General features: G+C 69.5%; 16 protein-coding genes and 1 riboswitch. Of the genes, 5 read left to right on the top strand and 11 right to left on the bottom strand.

Going from position 1 to position 18,308, the window contains the following annotated elements:
• Positions 1–3: 3 nt before the first annotated feature.
• Positions 4–1,026: an Rv3626c family coenzyme F420 biosynthesis-associated protein gene (locus tag QRN16_RS12850; RefSeq protein WP_027506478.1), complete on the bottom strand. Its 1,023-nt coding sequence runs from the start codon at positions 1,024–1,026 to the stop codon at positions 4–6.
• Between the two features lie 34 nt (positions 1,027–1,060).
• Positions 1,061–2,449: a D-alanyl-D-alanine carboxypeptidase/D-alanyl-D-alanine endopeptidase gene (gene dacB, locus QRN16_RS12845; RefSeq protein ID WP_285187299.1), complete on the bottom strand. Its 1,389-nt coding sequence runs from the start codon at positions 2,447–2,449 to the stop codon at positions 1,061–1,063.
• Between the two features lie 182 nt (positions 2,450–2,631).
• Here dacB and QRN16_RS12840 point away from each other — a divergent pair, with 182 nt between their 5' ends.
• Both QRN16_RS12840 and QRN16_RS12835 read left to right on the top strand, forming a co-directional pair.
• Positions 2,632–3,123, top strand: coding sequence for an inorganic diphosphatase (locus QRN16_RS12840; protein ID WP_027506480.1), 492 nt, complete (start codon positions 2,632–2,634; stop codon positions 3,121–3,123).
• A 109-nt stretch (positions 3,124–3,232) separates the two neighbouring features.
• The gene (locus tag QRN16_RS12835; protein WP_027506481.1) at positions 3,233–3,685 is read left to right on the top strand and encodes a nitrogen regulation protein NR(II); all 453 of its coding nucleotides are present in this window, start codon (positions 3,233–3,235) and stop codon (positions 3,683–3,685) included.
• 24 nt (positions 3,686–3,709) lie between these two features.
• On the opposite strand, the gene QRN16_RS12830 is transcribed toward QRN16_RS12835, so the two are convergent.
• Complete coding sequence (locus tag QRN16_RS12830) at positions 3,710–4,540, bottom strand: crotonase/enoyl-CoA hydratase family protein (protein WP_027506482.1); 831 nt, start codon at positions 4,538–4,540, stop codon at positions 3,710–3,712.
• Positions 4,541–4,608: 68 nt separating this feature from the next.
• Here QRN16_RS12830 and QRN16_RS12825 point away from each other — a divergent pair, with 68 nt between their 5' ends.
• Positions 4,609–5,100, top strand: a complete 492-nt coding sequence (locus QRN16_RS12825; protein WP_027506483.1) for a YbaK/EbsC family protein — start codon at positions 4,609–4,611, stop codon at positions 5,098–5,100.
• A 3-nt stretch (positions 5,101–5,103) separates the two neighbouring features.
• On the opposite strand, the gene QRN16_RS12820 is transcribed toward QRN16_RS12825, so the two are convergent.
• Together QRN16_RS12820 and QRN16_RS12815 are read right to left on the bottom strand one after the other, a co-directional pair.
• Positions 5,104–5,520, bottom strand: a complete 417-nt coding sequence (locus QRN16_RS12820; protein ID WP_037186306.1) for a hypothetical protein — start codon at positions 5,518–5,520, stop codon at positions 5,104–5,106.
• 132 nt (positions 5,521–5,652) lie between these two features.
• On the bottom strand, positions 5,653–6,906 hold the full coding sequence (locus tag QRN16_RS12815) for an aminotransferase class V-fold PLP-dependent enzyme (RefSeq protein WP_285187298.1): 1,254 nt from the start codon (positions 6,904–6,906) through the stop codon (positions 5,653–5,655).
• A gap of 63 nt (positions 6,907–6,969) precedes the next feature.
• Positions 6,970–7,085, bottom strand: a riboswitch (SAM riboswitch).
• Between the two features lie 163 nt (positions 7,086–7,248).
• Between QRN16_RS12815 and QRN16_RS12810 the strand changes: the two genes are divergently transcribed.
• Both QRN16_RS12810 and QRN16_RS12805 read left to right on the top strand, forming a co-directional pair.
• Positions 7,249–11,109, top strand: a complete 3,861-nt coding sequence (locus QRN16_RS12810) for a Pls/PosA family non-ribosomal peptide synthetase (protein ID WP_285187297.1) — start codon at positions 7,249–7,251, stop codon at positions 11,107–11,109.
• On the top strand, positions 11,109–12,407 hold the full coding sequence (locus QRN16_RS12805) for a M1 family metallopeptidase (RefSeq protein ID WP_285187296.1): 1,299 nt from the start codon (positions 11,109–11,111) through the stop codon (positions 12,405–12,407). The genes QRN16_RS12810 and QRN16_RS12805 overlap by 1 nt, the downstream gene beginning before the upstream one ends.
• Here the strand turns inward: QRN16_RS12805 and QRN16_RS12800 are convergent.
• The 6 genes from QRN16_RS12800 to QRN16_RS12775 form a co-directional block, all read right to left on the bottom strand.
• Positions 12,390–13,601 (bottom strand): MFS transporter, encoded by a 1,212-nt coding sequence (locus QRN16_RS12800; RefSeq protein WP_222638886.1) that lies wholly within the window; start codon positions 13,599–13,601, stop codon positions 12,390–12,392. The two genes, QRN16_RS12805 and QRN16_RS12800, sit on opposite strands and share 18 nt — an antisense overlap.
• A gap of 11 nt (positions 13,602–13,612) precedes the next feature.
• A complete protein-coding gene (locus tag QRN16_RS12795) occupies positions 13,613–14,269 on the bottom strand; it encodes a GntR family transcriptional regulator (RefSeq protein WP_037186307.1) in 657 nt (218 codons plus the stop codon).
• A 146-nt stretch (positions 14,270–14,415) separates the two neighbouring features.
• The gene (locus QRN16_RS12790) at positions 14,416–16,194 is read right to left on the bottom strand and encodes an acyl-CoA dehydrogenase (RefSeq protein WP_285187295.1); all 1,779 of its coding nucleotides are present in this window, start codon (positions 16,192–16,194) and stop codon (positions 14,416–14,418) included.
• Between the two features lie 19 nt (positions 16,195–16,213).
• Entirely contained in the window at positions 16,214–16,786 is a 573-nt protein-coding gene (locus QRN16_RS12785) for a methylated-DNA--[protein]-cysteine S-methyltransferase (RefSeq protein WP_056443522.1), read from the bottom strand.
• Complete coding sequence (locus tag QRN16_RS12780) at positions 16,783–17,250, bottom strand: RNA polymerase sigma factor (RefSeq protein ID WP_285187294.1); 468 nt, start codon at positions 17,248–17,250, stop codon at positions 16,783–16,785. Before QRN16_RS12780 ends, QRN16_RS12785 begins: the two co-directional genes overlap by 4 nt.
• 191 nt (positions 17,251–17,441) lie before the next feature.
• Entirely contained in the window at positions 17,442–18,293 is an 852-nt protein-coding gene (locus tag QRN16_RS12775; RefSeq protein WP_285187293.1) for an esterase/lipase family protein, read from the bottom strand.
• Positions 18,294–18,308 lie beyond the last annotated feature (15 nt).

Below are 18,308 nucleotides of genomic sequence, written 5' to 3'. Positions count from 1 at the left end.
CGGTCATCCCAGAACTCGCTGCGTCCACTTCTCCGGCGCCTCGATCTCGGAGAGCAGCGGCAACGTGTCCGCGTCGGTCCACACGGTGTTGAAACGCTCCATGCCGACCTGGCCGACGACGGCGTCGACGAACGCCTTGCCGCGGACATACTGCGCCATCTTCGCGTCCATCCCGAGCAGCGCGCGGATCACGCGCTGCACCGGGTTCTGCTTCCGCGTGCGACGGGCGTCGAAGGCCTTGCGGATCGCCGAGACCGACGGCACCACCGCGGGACCCACCGCGTCCATCACGTGGTCGGCATGGCCTTCGAGCAGCGTTCCGAGCACCAGCAGACGATCGAGTGCCTCCTGCTGCGCGGGTGCCTGCGTCGCCCGGAGCAGACCGATGATGCCGCCGTCGCCGCCGTCCTGCCCGCGGGACCGCACCGCCGCCGCGAGGCGTCCCACGACGTCGGCCAGGGGCTCGTCCGCGCCGCCCTGCAGCGTGGTGACGTTGTCCTTCATGTAGCCCGCGAGCCACGGCGACGACGAGAACTGCACGCGGTGCGTCACCTCGTGCAGACACACCCACAGTCGGAAGTCGCTGGGCCGCAGGCGAAGCGATCGCTCCACGGACACGATGTTCGGGGCCACCAGCAACAGCGTTCCGTCCGGACCGGTGAAGGGGTCGTACTGCCCGAGAATGGCCGTCGACAGGAACGCCAGCATCGCGCCCGCCTGCACGCCGCCGGGCTTGCCTCCGAGGAACGAACTGTCGTCGCCGTCGGAATCACTGACCAGGTGCCGCATCGACTCGGACGCGGCGGCGATCCACTCCGGCCGATCGAGCACGCGCGCCGCCGGGACGGGCAGACCGTCGGCGAGGCCCGTGACCTCGCGCACGGGGCCCTCGGCGCGTACCGACGCGTCGGCCAGTTCGCGCAGCGCCGCGTCCGCGGTGTACCGCGACGTCTTCGGACCCCGTGGTGCGAGCCGGGCACCCGTCCGGGCGGCCAGACCCCAATCGATCACACCAGTGTCGGACATGCCCTCACCCCTGTTCTCTCTCGGAATCGACCGGTCAGGTGCAGCCGCAGGAGCGGAGCGTCGACGCGAGTGCGTCCAGGGCCGGACGACCGACCTCGGGCGGCCTGTCGTTGGACATCAACGCGAACGTCAACACCCGGCCGCTCTCGTCGGTCACGTATCCGGCCAACGCACTGGCGGTCGAGAGCGTTCCCGTCTTGGCGCGCAGCCACCCCGCGGCCGTGCGGTCGCCCGACGCGTAGCGGGCGGCGAGCGTGCCCGTGGCACCGGCGACGGGCAGGTAGTCGAGCATCGGCCGCAGGTTCTCGGTGCCGGACCCGGCGGCCCGGGTGACGAGCGCGCCCAGCACCCGGGCAGGGATGAGATTGTCGACGGAGAGTCCGCTGGTGTCCTCGAGCGTGACTCCGGTGACGTCGACGCCGTTCTTCCGCAGTGTCTCCAGGACGGCGTCCGTGGCCCCGTCGAACGACGCGGGCCGGCCCACCTCCTCGGCGATCTCGCGACCGACGGCCTCCGCGAGCACGTTGTCCGAGAACCCCAGCATCTGCCCGAGCCGCTGCCGCAGAGGCGCGGACTGCACCGTCGCGAGGGATCCGGCACCGGACTGCGCGCGACCGTCCGTCACGACGGCCGGGTCCAGGCCGAGAGCACGCGCCAACGCCCTACCGGCGTCGAGACCGGGAGTGGCGCTGCGCGGCGACTCGTCGACCGTCGGCACCGAGCGACCCCCGTCGAGGGTGATCGGTTCGATGGGTGCGATGTATCCGGCGGCCACGTCGCCGGGGAACCAGCCCTGCGCCTGCTCCGGCCCCGAGTACGCGCCGCCGTCCACGGCGATGGACGTGACGGTCGTGCCGGACCTGCGGATCTGTTCGGCGAGGTCGTCGATGCGGGCTCCCCCGTCGTAGAACCCGGGTCGTCCGACCGGCTCCGCCGTGAGCGTGGGGTCGCCGTCACCGACGAGCACCACCTGACCGGCCGCGTCGCCCGCCACGACCTTGGTGGTCACACGGTGGTCGGCGGGCAGCGCCATCATGGCGGCCGCGGCCGTGAGGATCTTGGTGGTCGACGCCGGCGTCATGGGGGTGTCCGCATCGGCGCTCCACAGCACCTCACCGGTGATCGCGTCCGCGACGGATCCGGTGAAGCGGCCCAGATCGGGATTGCGCAGGGGTGCGGCGAGCACCGCCTCGAGACCCGCCGGGCTCGGTTTCGGCGCATCGGGTGAGACCGGAACCACCTGCGGGGCGGGCAGAACGGGCGACGGCTCGGGTGAGGTCGCCACGGGTGTCGAGTCCTCGGAGAGCGTGGGGGTGATCAGCGCGACGCCGACGATCGCCAGCACGAGCACCACGACCGAGGCTCCGATCAGGAGCACGCGCGTGCGTAACGGCGTGCCGGACGGCCGCTTCCCTGAGCTCACGTCTCTCCTCCACTCGCGGGTCCGTGGCCGTTCTCCGGCGATGCACCTCTCCTCGCACCCTATCGACGCGGCCGGTTACTGTCTGACCACCGGCGCGTCCTTCGATGCGCCCGACAGACGACTGCACGACAGTACGTGGCCGCCGAGCAGGTAGCCGGGCCACCGAGCAAAGGACAGTGGACGTGAAGTTCGACGTGACCATCGAGATCCCCAAGGGTCAGCGCAACAAGTACGAGGTCGACCACGAGTCCGGGCGAGTACGCCTGGACCGCTACCTCTACACGGCGATGGGCTACCCCGCGGACTACGGCTTCATCGAGAACACCCTCGGTGAGGACGGCGATCCGCTCGACGCGTTCGTCCTGCTGCCGGAGTCCGTGTTCCCCGGTGTCCTCGTCGAGGCCCGCCCCGTGGCGATGTTCAAGATGGTCGACGAGGCCGGTGGCGACGACAAGGTGCTGTGCGTCCCGGCGGGCGATCCGCGGTGGGACCACATCCAGGATCTCTCGGACGTCTCGCAGTTCGAGCTCGACGCGATCGAGCACTTCTTCCTGCACTACAAGGATCTCGAGCCGAACAAGCACGTCACCGGATCCAACTGGGTCGGCCGCGCCGAGGCCGAGGCGGAGTTCGAGGCATCGGTCGAGCGCCTGAAGAACCAGGGCGACCACTAGAGACCGTCGGAAACCCGGATGCGGTGCTGTCCGCTGATAGCATCGCATCCGCGGTCCCCCGGGCCGTGTCAGGACGAACGAGCCACGACGTAAGGGTGCGGTACCACCGATGAGTGACGCTGTGAGCGACCGGAGAAATCCCACGTCCGAGGCGGTCTCGACCACGACGCAGTTCCCGTCACTGCCGGTGACCGTCGTGCTCGACCGCATTCCGTTGGCCGTCCTCGCCGTCGAGCCCGGCGGCACGGTCGTCTTCGCCAACGAGGCCTTCGACGAACTGATGGGCTTCGACGAGGAGTCCCCCCGGTCGAACGAGACCCTCACACTGCAGGACATCTTCCCCGCCAATGAACCGCTCGGAGTCAACATCGCCGAGACGTTCCTGACCACCGTCGCCACCCGCGCCGACTCGCTCTGGCGCATGACGGACTCGAAGGGCGACATCCTCCAGGTCCGGGCGAGCAAGTCGATCCTGCGCCGCGCCGAGGACTCGGTGGTGCTCGTCGTCCTCGAGGACTTCACCGATCAGCTGTGGAACGACCCGAAGAGCGCCTTCCGCTGATCGGGCCGTTCCACCGGGATCTCTCTACTTGCCCTGGAACGACGCGGGGCGCTTCTCGAACACCGAGGTGATGGCCTCCGTCAGATCCTCGGACGGCAGGAAAGCAGCGTTCCACGCGGCGACGTAGCGCAGCGAATCCTCCACTGCCGCAACGCGACCGTGGTCGAGAACCGCCTTGATCCCGTGCACCACGAGAGGCGGGTTCGCCGCGATCTCGGTGGCCGTGGCACGCGCTGCGGCGAGCACGGCCTCCGCGTCGTCGAACACGTCGTTGACCAGACCGATCTGCTGCGCCCGGGCACTGTCGATGTCTTTTCCGGTCAACGCGAGTTCGCGAAGATGACCGTCGCCGATGATCGCGGGCAGACGGGCGAACGACCCCATGTCCGCCACGATGGCGACCTTCACCTCGCGCACACTGAACTTCGCGTCCGCGCTGGCGTAGCGGATGTCGGCGGCCGAGATGAGATCGATCCCACCGCCGATGCACCACCCCTGCACGGCGGCCACCACGGGCTTGCGGCAGTCGGCCACCGCGTTGATCGACGCCTGCATGCGCTTGATCATGTCGTGGAACGTGCTGCGCGGACCGGCCTGTGCCTTGTCCCCCATGACCGCACCGAAATCGCCTGCCATGGCGGGCAGGTCGAGACCGTAGCTGAAGTTGCGGCCCGAGCCGGCGAGCACGATGGCGCGTACCTCGGGGTCCGCGTCGAGCGCGGAGAAGACGAGAGGCAGTTCCGACCAGAAGTCGGGACCCATCGCATTGCCCTTGTTCGGGCCGATGAGGGTCACCGTCGCGACATGGGCGTCGGTCGTCACCGTGAAGGCTTTCCACGCATCCGTGTGTGTCATCCGGTCAGGATAGCCAGCGCTCCCGCTCACCGGATGTCCCGGCGGCGTGGACTGACTATCCTGCGACCATGACGCGGATCCACCATCCCGCTGCGGCACACGTGTCGGACGTTCTGATCGCCCGAGGTCATCACGGCGTGATCGTGACGCAGTCCGAGCCGACGCACACGGCGCGTCAGGCCGCGGCGGTGAGCGGGGTTCCGCTCGGTGCCGTCTGCAAGTCGCTGGTGTTCCTGCTCGACGACGACCCGGTGTTGCTGCTGGTGTCGGGTGCACACAACGTGGACCTCGATGCCACCGGTCGACGTCTCGAGGGCACGCTGACCCGCGCACCGATCGACGTGGTCGAACACGCCACCGGGCAACCGGTGGGCGGGATCGCGCCCGTGGGCCACCCGACGAATCTGCCGACGTTCGTCGACACGGCGCTGGAACGCTTCGAACGGCTGTGGGCTGCAGCGGGTCACCCCGCAACCCTCTTCCGCACGACCTACCCCGAACTGCTGCGCATCACCGCCGGGCTCGCTGTGGACATGGGCCCCGAGACCCGCGAGGGCTGAGCCTCAGGACGCGCGCAGGCGCCGAACCTCCAGGGCGGGTACCACCTCGGTGGTGATCGCCCGGACGACGGACTCCCGCGTCTGCTCCACCACCGGACGCAGGGTCACGCCGTCCGCCACGTCGACCGTCACGATGTCGGCGACGAGGCCTGCGAGACCCGACGCGGTGCCGACGTACTGCAGCGTGCCGGGGCGAGGCTTGCTGTCCGACGCCAGCACCTCGCGGCGGGCGGTCCGGGCGTCGGCGGCGATGTGCACGTCGATGTCCACCACGACACGAGCACCGGGGTGCTCGGCCTTGAGGGTCGCGTAGCGGCTCTGGGCCTCGGAGAGATCGGCGGCGGAGAACCGGACGACGTCCGGGGAGGTACCGGAGACGCCGTCGAGGAAGACGAGGGAGTCGGAAGACACCGTGGTCATGAGTTGTCCAGTCAGTCGTGGGTGCAGCGGTGGCTGTGAGGTGAAGTGAGTCGCACGATCACCGGACCGGACAGGCGCTTGAGGTCGCACGGCAGAGGTCGACGTGTCGTCGACCCCACAACCTGCTCCTCGTCATGATGCTGATGCTAACGATCCGGTGGTGACGCGATCCCGCAGTGAGAGGCACGTCACACGCACCGCCTCCACGAACCGGTCGACATCGTCGGCGGTGGTCCCCAGCCCGATGCTCGCCCGCACGGCACCGTCGGCCGCGCCTACCCGCGAGAGGAGGGGGTGGGCGCAGAACTTCCCAGCCCGCACCGCGATGCCGTGATCGTCGGCCAGTGTGGTGGCGAGTGCACCCGCGTCGACACCGTCGACGGTGAAGGACACGATGCCGACGATGTCGGCGGAGTCGCTCCACAGGCGGAGGACCGACACACCGGCCAGAGCGGTGAGCCCGCCGAGCAGGGCGTCCGTGCACTCCTGATCGTGAGTGGCGATGGCACCGTGGCCGATCGCGCCGATCTCGTCGCACGCCGCGGCGATCGCGACGGCGCCGAGGAGATTGGGTGTGCCGGCCTCGTGCCGCGCCGGGGACGGCGCCCAGTCGATGTCGACCGACGCACCGAGGACGGACACGTGCCGGGTGGCTCCACCGCCAGCGAGGTACGGCTCGGCCACATCGAGCCAGTCACGCCGTCCCACGAGCACTCCCGCTCCGAAGGGCGCGTACAGCTTGTGACCACTGAAAGCCAGGTAGTCGATGCCCGCCGCGGTGATGTCCACGGCGCGGTGCGGAACGAGTTGCGCCCCGTCGACGAGGATGCGGGCACCGTGTCGGTGCGCCAGATCCGCGAGTCGATCGAGGGGCAGGACCTCGCCCGTCACGTTGGAGGCACCCGTGACGGCAAGCAGCGCAGCAGGTCTCGACGCGAGTTCGTCGCCGAGCCGAGTCAGAGTCTCCTCGACCGAGTCCGCCGATCGCACCACCCGGCGGTTCCGCCACGGCAGCAGATTCGCGTGATGCTCGATGTCCAGCACCACCGTGTCCCCGGGAACGCAGCCCGCCAGGAGATTCAGCGCGTCGGTGGTGTTCCGCGTGAACACGACCACGTCGTCGGGATCCGCGCCGCAGAAGCGGTGCACCGTGTTCCGGGCGGACTCGTACTCCCGGGTGCAGACCTGCGACTTGTGGCCGGCGCCGCGGTGCACACTCGCGCAGTGCGGCAACACCTCTCGTACTCGCTCGACCACCGCGTCGAGCGCGGGAGCGCTGGCCGCGTAGTCGAGATCGATGCTGCGAGTGGTGCGGCCGTCGGCACACGTCACCTGCTGGTCGCGGCCGTGCACGGATGCGATGGGGCGCTGCAGAACTGTGGTCATGATGAATCCCTCCGTCGAGGGATCGACGCACGGCACGAGGGCCGCGATCTGACGAGAGGCGTCGATCCGCGCTTGCCGCCTCCGTCGTCGGAGCGCGGCCAGGTCGTCACCCGGAGCACCCCACCGCGGAGGAGGGTTGCCGACCAGCGAGCCGGGGCTTGATGCTGGTACTCGTGACCTGGAAGCAGGATGTCAAACGGTCGCCCGAGTTGTCAACCGGTTCGCCGCACGCGCGCCTGGTCGGCGGAGTTGTTCACCAACCCGCAAACTGGGCGTGCAATAACGTGTCGTCACACCCGCCAGCGTTCCGTCGTCCCTGTTCGATGCGAGAGGCCGTTCGTCTTGTCACTGCAGACCCGTGTTCCCGAGGCCTACCTCCGTTCCTCCGTGGCGGCCCCGGTGCGCACCCTCGTCGACATCCTCGAGGACACCGCGCGGGCATTCCCTGATGCGCCGGCCATCGACGACGGCGACACCACCATCAGTTACAGCGAACTGCTCGACAACATCGACGAGGGCGCTCGGTGGCTGTCCCGACACGGCGTCTGCGCCGGCGATCGCGTCGGGGTCCGCATGCCGTCGGGCAGTTACTCGCTCTACGCGGCGATCCTGTCGGTCATCGCCGCCGGTGCGGCCTACGTCCCGGTGGACGTCGACGACCCGGACGAGCGGGCCGAGCTGGTGTTCTCGGAGGCCGGCGTCACCGCGATCATCGCGGACGGCGGCGTCACCCGAACCGACACCGCGGGGACCGGGCGCGCGGTCGGCCATCCCACACCCGACGACGACGCCTGGGTCATCTTCACCTCGGGCTCGACCGGCAAGCCCAAGGGCGTCGCGGTGAGCAATCGCAACGCGGCGGCGTTCGTGGACGCCGAGGCACGACTGTTCCTGCAGGACCGACCCATGGGCCCGGGCGATCGAGTGCTGGCGGGGCTCTCCGTGGCGTTCGACGCGTCGTGCGAGGAGATGTGGCTCGCCTGGCGCAGTGGCGCGTGCCTCGTTCCCGCGCCTCGCTCCCTCGTACGCAGTGGCATGGACCTCGGCCCCTGGCTCGTCGCACGTGACATCAGCGTGGTGTCGACGGTGCCGACCCTGGCGGCGCTGTGGCCTCGCGAAGCGCTCGAGGACGTCCGGTTGCTCATCTTCGGCGGCGAGGCCTGCCCGCCGGATCTCGCTGAGCGACTGGCTGTTCCGGGCCGCGAGGTCTGGAACACCTACGGCCCCACCGAGGCCACCGTCGTCGCCTGCGCCGCTCTCATGGACGGTGTCGGACCGGTGCGCATCGGGCTGCCGCTCGACGGATGGGACCTCGCCGTCGTGGGCCCGGACGAGGAGCCGGTCGCGGTGGGCGAGGTGGGTGAGCTCGTCATCGGTGGCGTCGGCCTCGCGCGTTACCTCGATCCGGTGAAGGACGCCGAGAAGTACGCTCCCATGGCGACTCTCGGATGGGACCGCGCCTACCGCAGCGGCGATCTCGTGCGGCTCGAGCTCGAGGGGCTGCTCTTCCAGGGCCGCGCCGACGATCAGGTGAAGGTCGGCGGGCGCCGCATCGAGCTCGGTGAGGTGGACAACGCCCTGCAGGCCCTCCCCGGTGTGAGCGGCGCAGCCGCCGCAGTGCGGACCACCGGCTCCGGAACACCCGTGCTGGTGGGCTATCTCGCCAGCACCGACCCGGACTTCGACCTCGTCCGCGCGCGCGAGCTCCTCGCGGAACAGCTTCCCGCCGCTATGGTTCCGCGTCTCGCACTCGTCGACGAACTGCCCACCCGCACCTCCGGCAAGGTCGACCGCGCGGCTCTGCCGTGGCCGCTGCCCAAGCGTGGTTCGAGTCCGGACGACGCCTCTCTCGCCGGGACCGCCGGCTGGGTGGCCGAGCTGTGGAGCGACGTGCTGGGCGCCGAGATCGGATCCCTGGACGCGGACTTCTTCGCTGCCGGTGGCGGATCGCTGTCGGCCGCACTGCTCGTGACTCGATTGCGCGAGCGTTTCCCCGAGATCACGGTCGCTCAGCTCTACGACCATCCGCGACTCGGCTCGCTCGTCGCGTTGCTCGACTCGCTCGTCCCCCCGCCGGTGACCGAGAAGCGCATCGTCGTCCCCACACCCCGGACGGCCCAGGTGGTGCAGGTCCTCGCGACCCTGCCGCTGACGACGCTGACCGGGCTGCAGTGGGTGACCTGGCTCGGCATCATGGCGAACACGTTCAGCTGGTTCGCTCCCCGCCCCTGGCTGCCGACGGTGTCCTGGTGGTGGCTCGCGCTCGGGTTCCTGCTGTTCGTGACGCCCGTGGGCCGGATGGCGATCTCCGTCGCCGGATCACGGCTCCTCATGCGCGGCGTCACGGAGGGCGCCCATCCGCGCGGCGGCAGCGTGCACCTCCGGCTGTGGACCGCCAACCGGTTGACCGACGCCAGCGGTGCCTCGAACCTGTCGGGCGCGCCGTGGATGGTCTACTACGCCCGCGCACTCGGTGCGACGGTCGGCCGCGACGTCGATCTGCACACCCTGCCTCCGGTGACCGGCATGCTGACTCTCGGTGACGGATGCTCGCTCGAGCCGGAGGTCGATCTGTCCGGCTACTGGATCGACGGCGACGTCGTGCACATCGGCTCGATCGAGGTCGGCGCCGGCGCCACGGTGGGTGCGCGGTCGACCCTGCTCCCCGGAGCCAGGATCGGCCGCCGCGCCGAGATCACTGCGGGATCGGCAGTCTCCGGCAAGGTCAAGGCCGGTCAGCAGTGGTCCGGCTCGCCCGCCGCGAAGGTCGGCAAGGCGATGCACCCGTGGCCGGACGAGGCGCCGCCGCGCGGTCGCGGCTGGGTGCCCGTCTACGGCGTGACGTCGCTGTTGCTGTCGGGACTTCCCCTCCTGTCCATTGCCGCGGGCCTGCTCCTCGTCGCTGTCGGAGTCGCGCACGCGACCACACTGCCCGGTGCGATCGGCCTCGGGCTGGCGCTGCTCGCTCCCGCCACCGCGATGTCGTTGCTCGTCTTCGCAGCGGTCACGCTCGTGTCCGTGCGGTTGCTGTCGATCGGGCTGATTCCCGGCCACCACGCGGTACGCAGTCGCATCGGCTGGCAGGTGTGGGCCACCGAACGCCTGATGGACTCGGCCCGTACGTTCCTCTTCCCGCTCTACGCGAGTCTGCTCACTCCGGGATGGCTCCGGCTGCTCGGCGCGACCATCGGCAAGGACGTGGAGGCGTCGACGGTCCTGATGGTCCCGAAGTTCACGACAGTCGGCGACGGTGCGTTCCTGGCGGACGACACCATGATCGCCAGCTACGAGCTCGGCGGCGGCTGGATGCTGCTCGGCGAGGCCAAGGTGGGCAAGCGTGCGTTCCTCGGCAACTCCGGCATGGCGGCCGCGGGTCGACGCGTGCCGAAGAACGGCCTCGTCGCCGTGCTGTCGGCCGCACCCGCCAAGGCGAAGTCGGGATCGTCGTGGCTCGGCAGCCCGCCGGTGCGCCTGCGCCGAGCGCCCAACTCGTCCGACACCACCCGCACCTTCGACCCGCCGCGGCGACTCAAGATCGCCCGCGCCGTGGTCGAGACCTGTCGACTCGTGCCAGTCGTCGTGTCGTTCGGCATCGGGTTCGGCGTCCTCGCCGCCCTGACCTGGATCGCCGGAACGCTGGGCTACTGGGCCGCCGCCCTGCTCAGCGGTGTCGTGTTGCTGATCGCCGGCGCCGTCGCGGCCGGAATCTCCGCCGTCGCCAAGTGGTCGCTCGTCGGCCGCATCGGTGCGGTGGAGCACCCGCTGTGGAGTTCGTTCGTGTGGCGCAACGAAGTGGCCGACACATTCGTGGAGGTCGTCGCGGCACCGTGGTTCGCCCGCGCCGCCGAGGGAACCCCGGTGCTGAACCTGTGGCTGCGCTGGCTCGGCGCCCACATCGGGAAGGGAGTCTGGTGTGAGACCTACTGGCTGCCGGAGGCCGACCTCATCACGCTCGGCGACGGTGCCACCGTCAACAGAGGGTGCGTCGTGCAGACACATCTGTTCCATGATCGGATCATGAGCATGGACACGGTGAGTTTGGGGGCGGGAGCCACGCTGGGCCCGCATTGCGTCGCACTGCCCGCAGCGGGAATCGGGGCGGGTGCCACGGTCGGACCGGCCTCGCTGGTCATGCGCGGCGACACCGTCCCCGAGTCGAGCCGGTGGCAGGGCAACCCCATCGCACCCTGGACCGAGAAGTGATGCCGGACTCTCCCATCGACCCGTACCTGCCGCAGAACGGCAACCGCGGGTACTCGGTCGAGCGATACGCCCTCGACCTCGAGTACAAGGTGCAGTCGAACCGCCTGTCCGGCAAGGCCGTCGTGCATGCGGTGGCCACCCGGTCGATCACCAAGTTCTCACTCGACATGGGTCCGGCCCTCACCCCGTCCAAGGTGAGTGTCGCCGGAATGCGCGGTGTCCGGTTCACCCATCGGGGCGGCAAGCTGACGGTCACGCTGCAGCGTGCCATCGACGAGGGCGCCTCCTTCACGGCCACCGTCGCCTACAGCGGCAACCCCGCACCGATTCGCAGCGTGTGGGGTGAGGTCGGGTGGGAGGAGCTCACCGACGGCGCCCTCGTCGCGAGCCAACCCAACGGCGCCGCATCGTGGTTCCCGTGCGACGACCATCCCAGTTCCAAAGCGGCGTACACCATCTCGATCACTGCCGATTCCCCGTACCACGTCGTCTCGAACGGCACACTGACGCGGAAGTACGTGAAGTCCTCGCGCACCACCTGGGTGTACGACCAGCCCGAACCGATGGCTTCATACCTCGCGACCGTGCAGATCGGCCAGTACGAGAAACACCGGGTCAGCGACTCCCCCGTGCCGATCGACGCGATCCTGCCGGCGCATCTGCGCCAGAACTTCGATCACGACTTCGGCCGTCAGCAGCAGATGATGGAGACATTCGTCGAGTCGTTCGGCCCCTATCCGTTCGAGTCGTACTCCGTCGTCGTCACCGACGACGAGTTGGAGATCCCCGTCGAGGCACAGACGCTGTCGATCTTCGGCGCCAATCACTGTGACGGCGACCGCGAGTACGAGCGACTCGTCGCCCACGAACTGGCGCACCAGTGGTTCGGCAACAGCCTCACCATCGCGCGGTGGAGCGACATCTGGTTGCACGAGGGCTTCGCCTGCTACTCCGAGTGGATCTGGTCGGAGAGCTCGGGCGGACCGTCCGCGCACCAGGAGGCCACCCGCGCACACAGCCGCCTGTCGTCCCTGCCGCAGGACATCGTGCTGGGAGATCCAGGACCGGAGGACATGTTCGACGACCGCGTGTACAAGCGCGGAGCCCTTGCCCTGCACGCACTTCGGCGCACCATCGGCAACGCGGCGTTCTTCGATCTGATCCGCGAGTGGACCACGACCTTTCGCCACGCCACCGTGGCGACGTCGGACTTCGTCGGGTTGGCGAAGCAGTACGGCAGCACCGACGAGTTCTGGGAGTCCTGGCTCGAGAAGAAGCGGCTACCCCGACTGCCCTGACGGCAGGTGCGACCGCGTTCTCGTCGCGACGAGCGCCAATGACACCGCGGCGAGAACCGCACCGGCCGTGAACAGTTCGGGGTAGGTGATCGCGTCGGGGAACTCCTGCACGAGCAGCGCCAGAATCGCCGGCACCGCGAAGCCGAGGTAGGTCACCGAGTAGAACACCGCGGTGAGTCCGGCCAGATCACGCGGTCCCGCGATGCGCTGCACCTCCTGCAGGCCCGACACCATCGCCATGCCGTAGCCGCACCCGAGCACCGCGGCGGCGAGCAGCGCCATCGGGATCGTCAGCACGTCGGCGGCGACCGAGACCAGCACCATGCCGACGACGATGATGCCCAGCGCGACCAGGACGGCGCGCGCACTCGACGCGGTGTCGATGCGTCGGCCGACGGCCTGGATCGCGAAGCCGGACGACAGCGCGACCACGCCGAGCAGTGCGGAGAACGCGATGGGGAACGCGCCGGAGTGGTCGGCCATCAGACCGGGCAGCACTGCGTACGCGACGCTGGCCGCGCCGAAGACCCACGGCGCCATGGGAAGAACGACGGACACGAACCGACGGTGACCCGCCGACGGGATACGCAGATCGGACAGCAACGAGGCGCCGTCCACCGCACGCGCTCGCGTCTCGGGCACCCCGAGCAGGGCCACGGTGGCCAGTGCTGCCAACGCGACGTGCACCAGGTACGGCAGCACCTCAGGCCACGGTGCCCACTGCGCGAGCACCCCGGCGACCCCTGCGCCCGTGGCGAATCCGCCCGTGAGCGACATGGCGGCACGGCGGGCACCCGAGCCGTCCGCGGACAGTTCCTTCAACCAACTGCCGCCGACGGCCATACCCAGCCCCAACGCGATGCCGCTGAGCACGCGGCCGGTCGCGAGGATCGGGGCCGAGTGCGCGCCGAGGGCGATGACGAGAGATCCCGCGGCGGCGACGGCCGGCGCGGGCACCATGAGCGGCCGCCGTCCGTAGCGATCCGAGAGCGGGCCCCCGATCAGCAGGGCCGGCACGATGCCGACGACGTAGGCGAAGAGGAACACGTCGACGACGACGGGTGAGAAGCCGTGACCCTCGCGGTACATCACGAGGAGCGGCGTGAACTCGTTGCCGCCCCAGGCGACGGCGAGCATGCCGAGCGCCACGGGCAGCCAGGTGCGGGTGGTGGTCGTGCGGTCGAGAACGGTCATGGTGGGGTCCTTCAGCGGATTCCACGCGGCAGCGCGTGCGTGGCTGCCATGTGGAGGGAGAGGGCGTCGTCGTACGCGGCGACGTCGCCCTGCTCGACGAGTGCGGTGAGACGGGTGTGGTCGCCGATGATCGACGCCAACACGTCCGGATTGCGCGCCACGGAGTTCGCGGTCATGCGGCGCTGCCGGTCGCGCAATCCTGAGTAGAAGGTCGACAGCAGGGGGTTGTCCCCGTGCGTGACGACGATGGTGTGGAAGTCTGCGTCCTCGGCAGCGAAGCCGAGGGAGTCGCCCGCCTCCGCGAGAACGCGCTGCCGGTCGAGGCTCTCCCGCATCTGTGCGGCAGCGGAGGCCCGGCTGCCCGGATCCTGTGCGAACGCCTCGAGCGATCCGGTCTCGACGAGTCGACGGGCGGCGACGAGATGGGTGGCCTCGTCGGGGGCGACGGGAACCACGAGGGCCCCGCGCTTGGGGTAGAGCCGCATCCATCCTTCGGCCGCGAGCCTGAGGAAGGCCTCACGGACCGGGGTGCGGCTGGTGCCGGTGCGCTCGGCGATCTGCCCCTCGCTGATCAGCTCCCCGCCCGGCAGCTCGCCGGAGACGATGAGCTCCTTGACCGTCGCGTACGCCCGGTCGGACGACGTCTCGGTTGCATCTGTGTTGCGCACATCTTGTATCTAAGCAGTCGGTACACCGCGTTGCCAGGTGTGTGTGACGGGCATTACGCGGTACGCGCTGCTCGCCGCGCAGCAGTTCGCCACCCGCACCCCTGATCGCGGGTGCACCGAACGATCCGTGGAGCGCGGGCGCAGCGCTACAGAACCGAGGTGTCGAGGTCCAGCGTCGTACGGTCCAGGTTCTCGAGCAGGTCGAACTGTGGGCCCGTCTTGGGGAGCTCGTATCGGAAGAAGTACTGCGCCGCGACACGCTTGCCGTCGTAGAAGGCGCCTTCCTTGTCGCCGATCGCCCGGAGCTGGTCGAGCCAGAGCCACGCGACGACCACGTGACCGGTCGCCTCGAGGTACGCGGACGAGTTGGCCAGCGCCACCTCGGCGTCGCCCTGACCCCACAGCGTGCCGGTGACGGCCACGAGGCGATCCACTGCCGCTCGCAGGGCGTCGGCGTACTCGCCCGACATCGCGTCGATGGTCTCCGTGATGGTCTCGACGAGGAGCTGAAGTCCTCGGCCGCCCTGCGCGACGACCTTGCGTCCGAGGAGATCGAGGCCCTGGATGCCGTTCGTTCCCTCGTGGATGGGGTTGAGGCGGTTGTCGCGGTAGAACTGCTCGACGTTGTAGTCGCGGGTGTAGCCGTACCCGCCGTGCACCTGGATCGCGAGGTTGTTGGCCTCGAGGCACCACTGCGACGGCCACGCCTTGGCGATGGGGGTGAGCACGTCGAGGAGGAACCCGGCGCGATCCGCCGCGTCCTGCTCGCCGGTGATCTGCTCGTCGACCAGCCGGGAGCAGTACAGACCCAGGGCCAGACCGCCCTCGACATAGGACTTCTGCGCGAGCAGCATGCGGCGCACGTCGGAGTGGTCGATGATCGGCACCTGCGGGGCAGCCGGATCCTTGTCACCGACGGGCCGGCCCTGTGCACGGTCCCGGGCGTACGCCACCGAGTGCAGGTAGCCGGTGTAGCCCAGCGCGGTCGCGCCCATGCCGACGCCGATGCGCGCCTCGTTCATCATCTTGAACATGTACGACAGGCCCTTGTGTGGCTCGCCGACGAGATAGCCTGTGGCGCCGCCGTTCTCGCCGAACGCGAGGAGCGTGTTGGTGGTACCGCGGTATCCCATCTTGTGGTTCAGGCCGACGAGGTTCACGTCGTTGCGCTCGCCCAGCGACCCGTCCGCGTTCACCAGCTTCTTCGGCACGACGAAGAGCGAGATGCCCTTCACGCCCGCCGGACCGCCGGGGATCTTGGCGAGGACGAGGTGCACGATGTTCTCACCGAGTTCGTGCTCGCCGCCCGAGATCCACATCTTGGTTCCGGTCACCGCGTAGGTGCCGTCACCCTGCGCGACGGCCTTGGTGGTGATGTAGGCGAGCGACGATCCGGCACCGGGCTCGGACAGGCACATGGTCCCATGGAAACGGCCTTCGAGCATGGGCCGGACATAGGCGTCGACCAACTTCTCGCTGCCGTACTCGATGAGGAGATTGGCGTTGCCGATCGTGAGGAAGGGATAGGTCGCGGTGCCGGTGTTCGCGGCCTGGAACCACGCGAGCGACGCCTTCGACACCGTGGTCGGCAGCTGCATGCCGCCGAGCGAGTCGTCGAACTGCCCGGAGATGAGGCCGGCGTCGTTGAACACCTTCAGCGCCTGCTCGACCTCGGGAATCAGGACGACCTTGCCGTCCTCGCCGACGTGCGGCTCGTTCGCGTCCGCCTTCTTGTTGTGCGGCGCGAAGTGCTTCACCGCGATCTGCTCGCTGAGCTCCATCACCGCGTCGAACGTCTCCCGGGAATGATCGGAGAAGCGCTTCCGCTCGGTCAACGACTCGACGTCGAGCCATTCGTAGAGGAGGAACTCGAGATCGCGACGAGACAGAACGAGGTGCGCGGGAACATCAGCAGCAGAGGACATGCTTCGAGACTAATACCGCCTAGTAGTTCTGTGTCTCGAGCGCGAGCAGAAGCTGCTTGGCGGCCTCACCGCCGGCGTAACGACCGGGCGTTCCGTCCGACCGCACCACGCGATGACATGGGATGACCAGGGGCAGCGGATTGCGCGCGCAGGCCGATCCCACGGCGCGGACGGCCTTCGGGCTGGCCGTTTCCGCGGCCACGGCGGCGTAGCTCCGGGTCTCGCCGTAGGGGATGCGCTGGAGATGCGTCAGGACGTCGCGACGGAACCCTGCAGCGAGGCGCAGATCCAGGTCGACGTCGACGACGCGGGACGTCCCGGCGAAGAACGCGTCGAGCCCCCGGACCACCGGGTCGAGCCGGGCCGGCGCTCGGAGCACCCGCGGACTGATGCGGGTGGCCAGCGTCTGCAGGACCGTGTCGTGGTTCTCGACGTCGAAGGCCACGCGCACGACACCTCGCTCGGTGGCCGCCACGAGGAGCGTGCCGACGGGTGAGTCGAGGGTGCGGTACGCGACGTCGAGCAGTCCTTCCTCGGCGGCGCGGTGCGTCAGTCGCTCGTGGAGCGCGGTCAGTTCGGCGGCGGTGGTCACAGCAGCTCACTCCTCGTGGTCGTGCGGCGTAGCGTCGCGATGCCGTCGGCACAGGCACGCCGGGCGGCGGTGGTCGAATTACCCAGCAGCGCAGCGACGTCCGCATGAGGGAGCCCCCCGATGTGGTGGTACGCGACGGCCAGTCGCTGAGTGTCGGGCAGGGCCGCGACCGCGGACCACAGGGCGTGGTTCTCGTCGGGCACCATCATGGCGACGTCCGGAACGGAGTCGGTGGGCACGGGCCGACGAGCTGCCGCGCGATGAACGTCGACGGCCTTGCGGTGCGCGATGGTCACCAGCCAGGCCTGCACGTTCGCGTCCTCGGGCAGGTCGGGGTACGCCCGGAGTGCGGCGAGGAAGGTCTCCGACCACGCGTCGTCGGCGTCGACGGGACCGACCACGGCGCGACAGACCCGCAGCACCACGGGGCCGTGGGTGGCCACGACGGTCTCGAACGGAAGCATCACGATCAGTAAACGCGTGAGGGCGGCGGAACGTGAGAATCGACGGGATCGCGAGGTGCACCGAGCTGCGTGCACACCCCCTGCGTCAACCGCACACCCCCTCCAGCCTGCGGCAACGGGTGTTCACCACACGCCGGCCGTGTGCACACCCCTTCCAGCCGGCCACCGCACCAGCGCGCGCACCCCGACACTCAGCAGGGGCTGGGGACCCGATCGGCGTAGGACCGGTCGAGCCCGCGCTGCACCATCCACAGTGCGCGGGGGTCAGTGGTCAGTTCCATGTGCCCGGCGGTGTTGCTCGGGCAGCCGTCCTGCACCCAGACGTTGTCCACGGTCGCGCCCGGGCCCGCGGCGAGGAAGGTGTTCTCGGGCGGCGTGGAGACGGTGTCCGCGCGGGTGGCGATCACGGTGTAGTCGACGCCCGGGACGGTGTCGCCGCCCGCGTTGAGCACGTCGAGGAACGACGAGCCGACCATCTGCTGGACGAACGACGGTCCGACGGCCGCGGCGGCGACCTCGCCGACCGGCAGTCCGAACTGCTGCGCGAGCGATCCGACGAGCTGCCCCGCCGAGAACGTGGTGCCGTGATTGGTGGCACCGAGGGTGACGAGGGTGTGCACGGCGTCGGCTCCACCTTCGAACTTCAGGTACTGACGCGCCACGACACCGCCCTGGGAGTGCCCGACGACGTCCACGTCGGCTGCGCCGGTGCGTGATCGGACGTCGTCGACGAAGGCGCGCAGTTCCCGCGCGGACGTGGCGATGTCGTCGCCGCCGTAGGTCTGCAGCAGGTTCTCGCCGGGTTCGGCGCGGTAGCCGTACTCGAGAGTGAAGACGCAGTAGCCCTCCGCCTCGAGCTGAGGAGTGAGGGTGGACCAGGTGTCCGGACCGTCGACCCAGGTGCCGTGCACCAGCACGACGGGACGGGGATGCTCGGGTGAGCAGGAGCCGGCGGTGTCGGCCGCGGCCGGACCGGCGCCGAGAGGTGCGATGCCCACGGCCACGGCGAGTGCCGTCGCCGCCGTCAGAAGTGCCCGTCTCATGCCCTGATCGTATCC

The organism is Rhodococcus sp. MEB041 (genome assembly GCF_030208955.1).
Classification (GTDB): domain Bacteria; phylum Actinomycetota; class Actinomycetes; order Mycobacteriales; family Mycobacteriaceae; genus Rhodococcoides.
The sequence above is the reverse complement of the archived record's forward strand: the minus strand, read 5'-3'. Positions and strand labels throughout refer to the sequence as shown.

Excerpts from the sequence above, each read along its gene's own strand:
- QRN16_RS12780 (WP_285187294.1), bottom strand. The coding sequence starts at position 17,250 with ATGCTTCCGTTCGAGACCGTCGTGGCCACCCACGGCCCCGTGGTGCTG.
- QRN16_RS12800 (WP_222638886.1), bottom strand. The coding sequence starts at position 13,601 with ATGACCGTTCTCGACCGCACGACCACCACCCGCACCTGGCTGCCCGTG.
- QRN16_RS12850 (WP_027506478.1), bottom strand. The coding sequence starts at position 1,026 with ATGTCCGACACTGGTGTGATCGATTGGGGTCTGGCCGCCCGGACGGGT.
- QRN16_RS12825 (WP_027506483.1), top strand. The coding sequence starts at position 4,609 with ATGACGCGGATCCACCATCCCGCTGCGGCACACGTGTCGGACGTTCTG.
- QRN16_RS12835 (WP_027506481.1), top strand. The coding sequence starts at position 3,233 with ATGAGTGACGCTGTGAGCGACCGGAGAAATCCCACGTCCGAGGCGGTC.
- QRN16_RS12790 (WP_285187295.1), bottom strand. The coding sequence starts at position 16,194 with ATGTCCTCTGCTGCTGATGTTCCCGCGCACCTCGTTCTGTCTCGTCGC.
- QRN16_RS12815 (WP_285187298.1), bottom strand. The coding sequence starts at position 6,906 with ATGACCACAGTTCTGCAGCGCCCCATCGCATCCGTGCACGGCCGCGAC.
- QRN16_RS12775 (WP_285187293.1), bottom strand. The coding sequence starts at position 18,293 with ATGAGACGGGCACTTCTGACGGCGGCGACGGCACTCGCCGTGGCCGTG.
- QRN16_RS12820 (WP_037186306.1), bottom strand. The coding sequence starts at position 5,520 with ATGACCACGGTGTCTTCCGACTCCCTCGTCTTCCTCGACGGCGTCTCC.
- QRN16_RS12830 (WP_027506482.1), bottom strand. The coding sequence starts at position 4,540 with ATGACACACACGGATGCGTGGAAAGCCTTCACGGTGACGACCGACGCC.
- QRN16_RS12805 (WP_285187296.1), top strand. The coding sequence starts at position 11,109 with ATGCCGGACTCTCCCATCGACCCGTACCTGCCGCAGAACGGCAACCGC.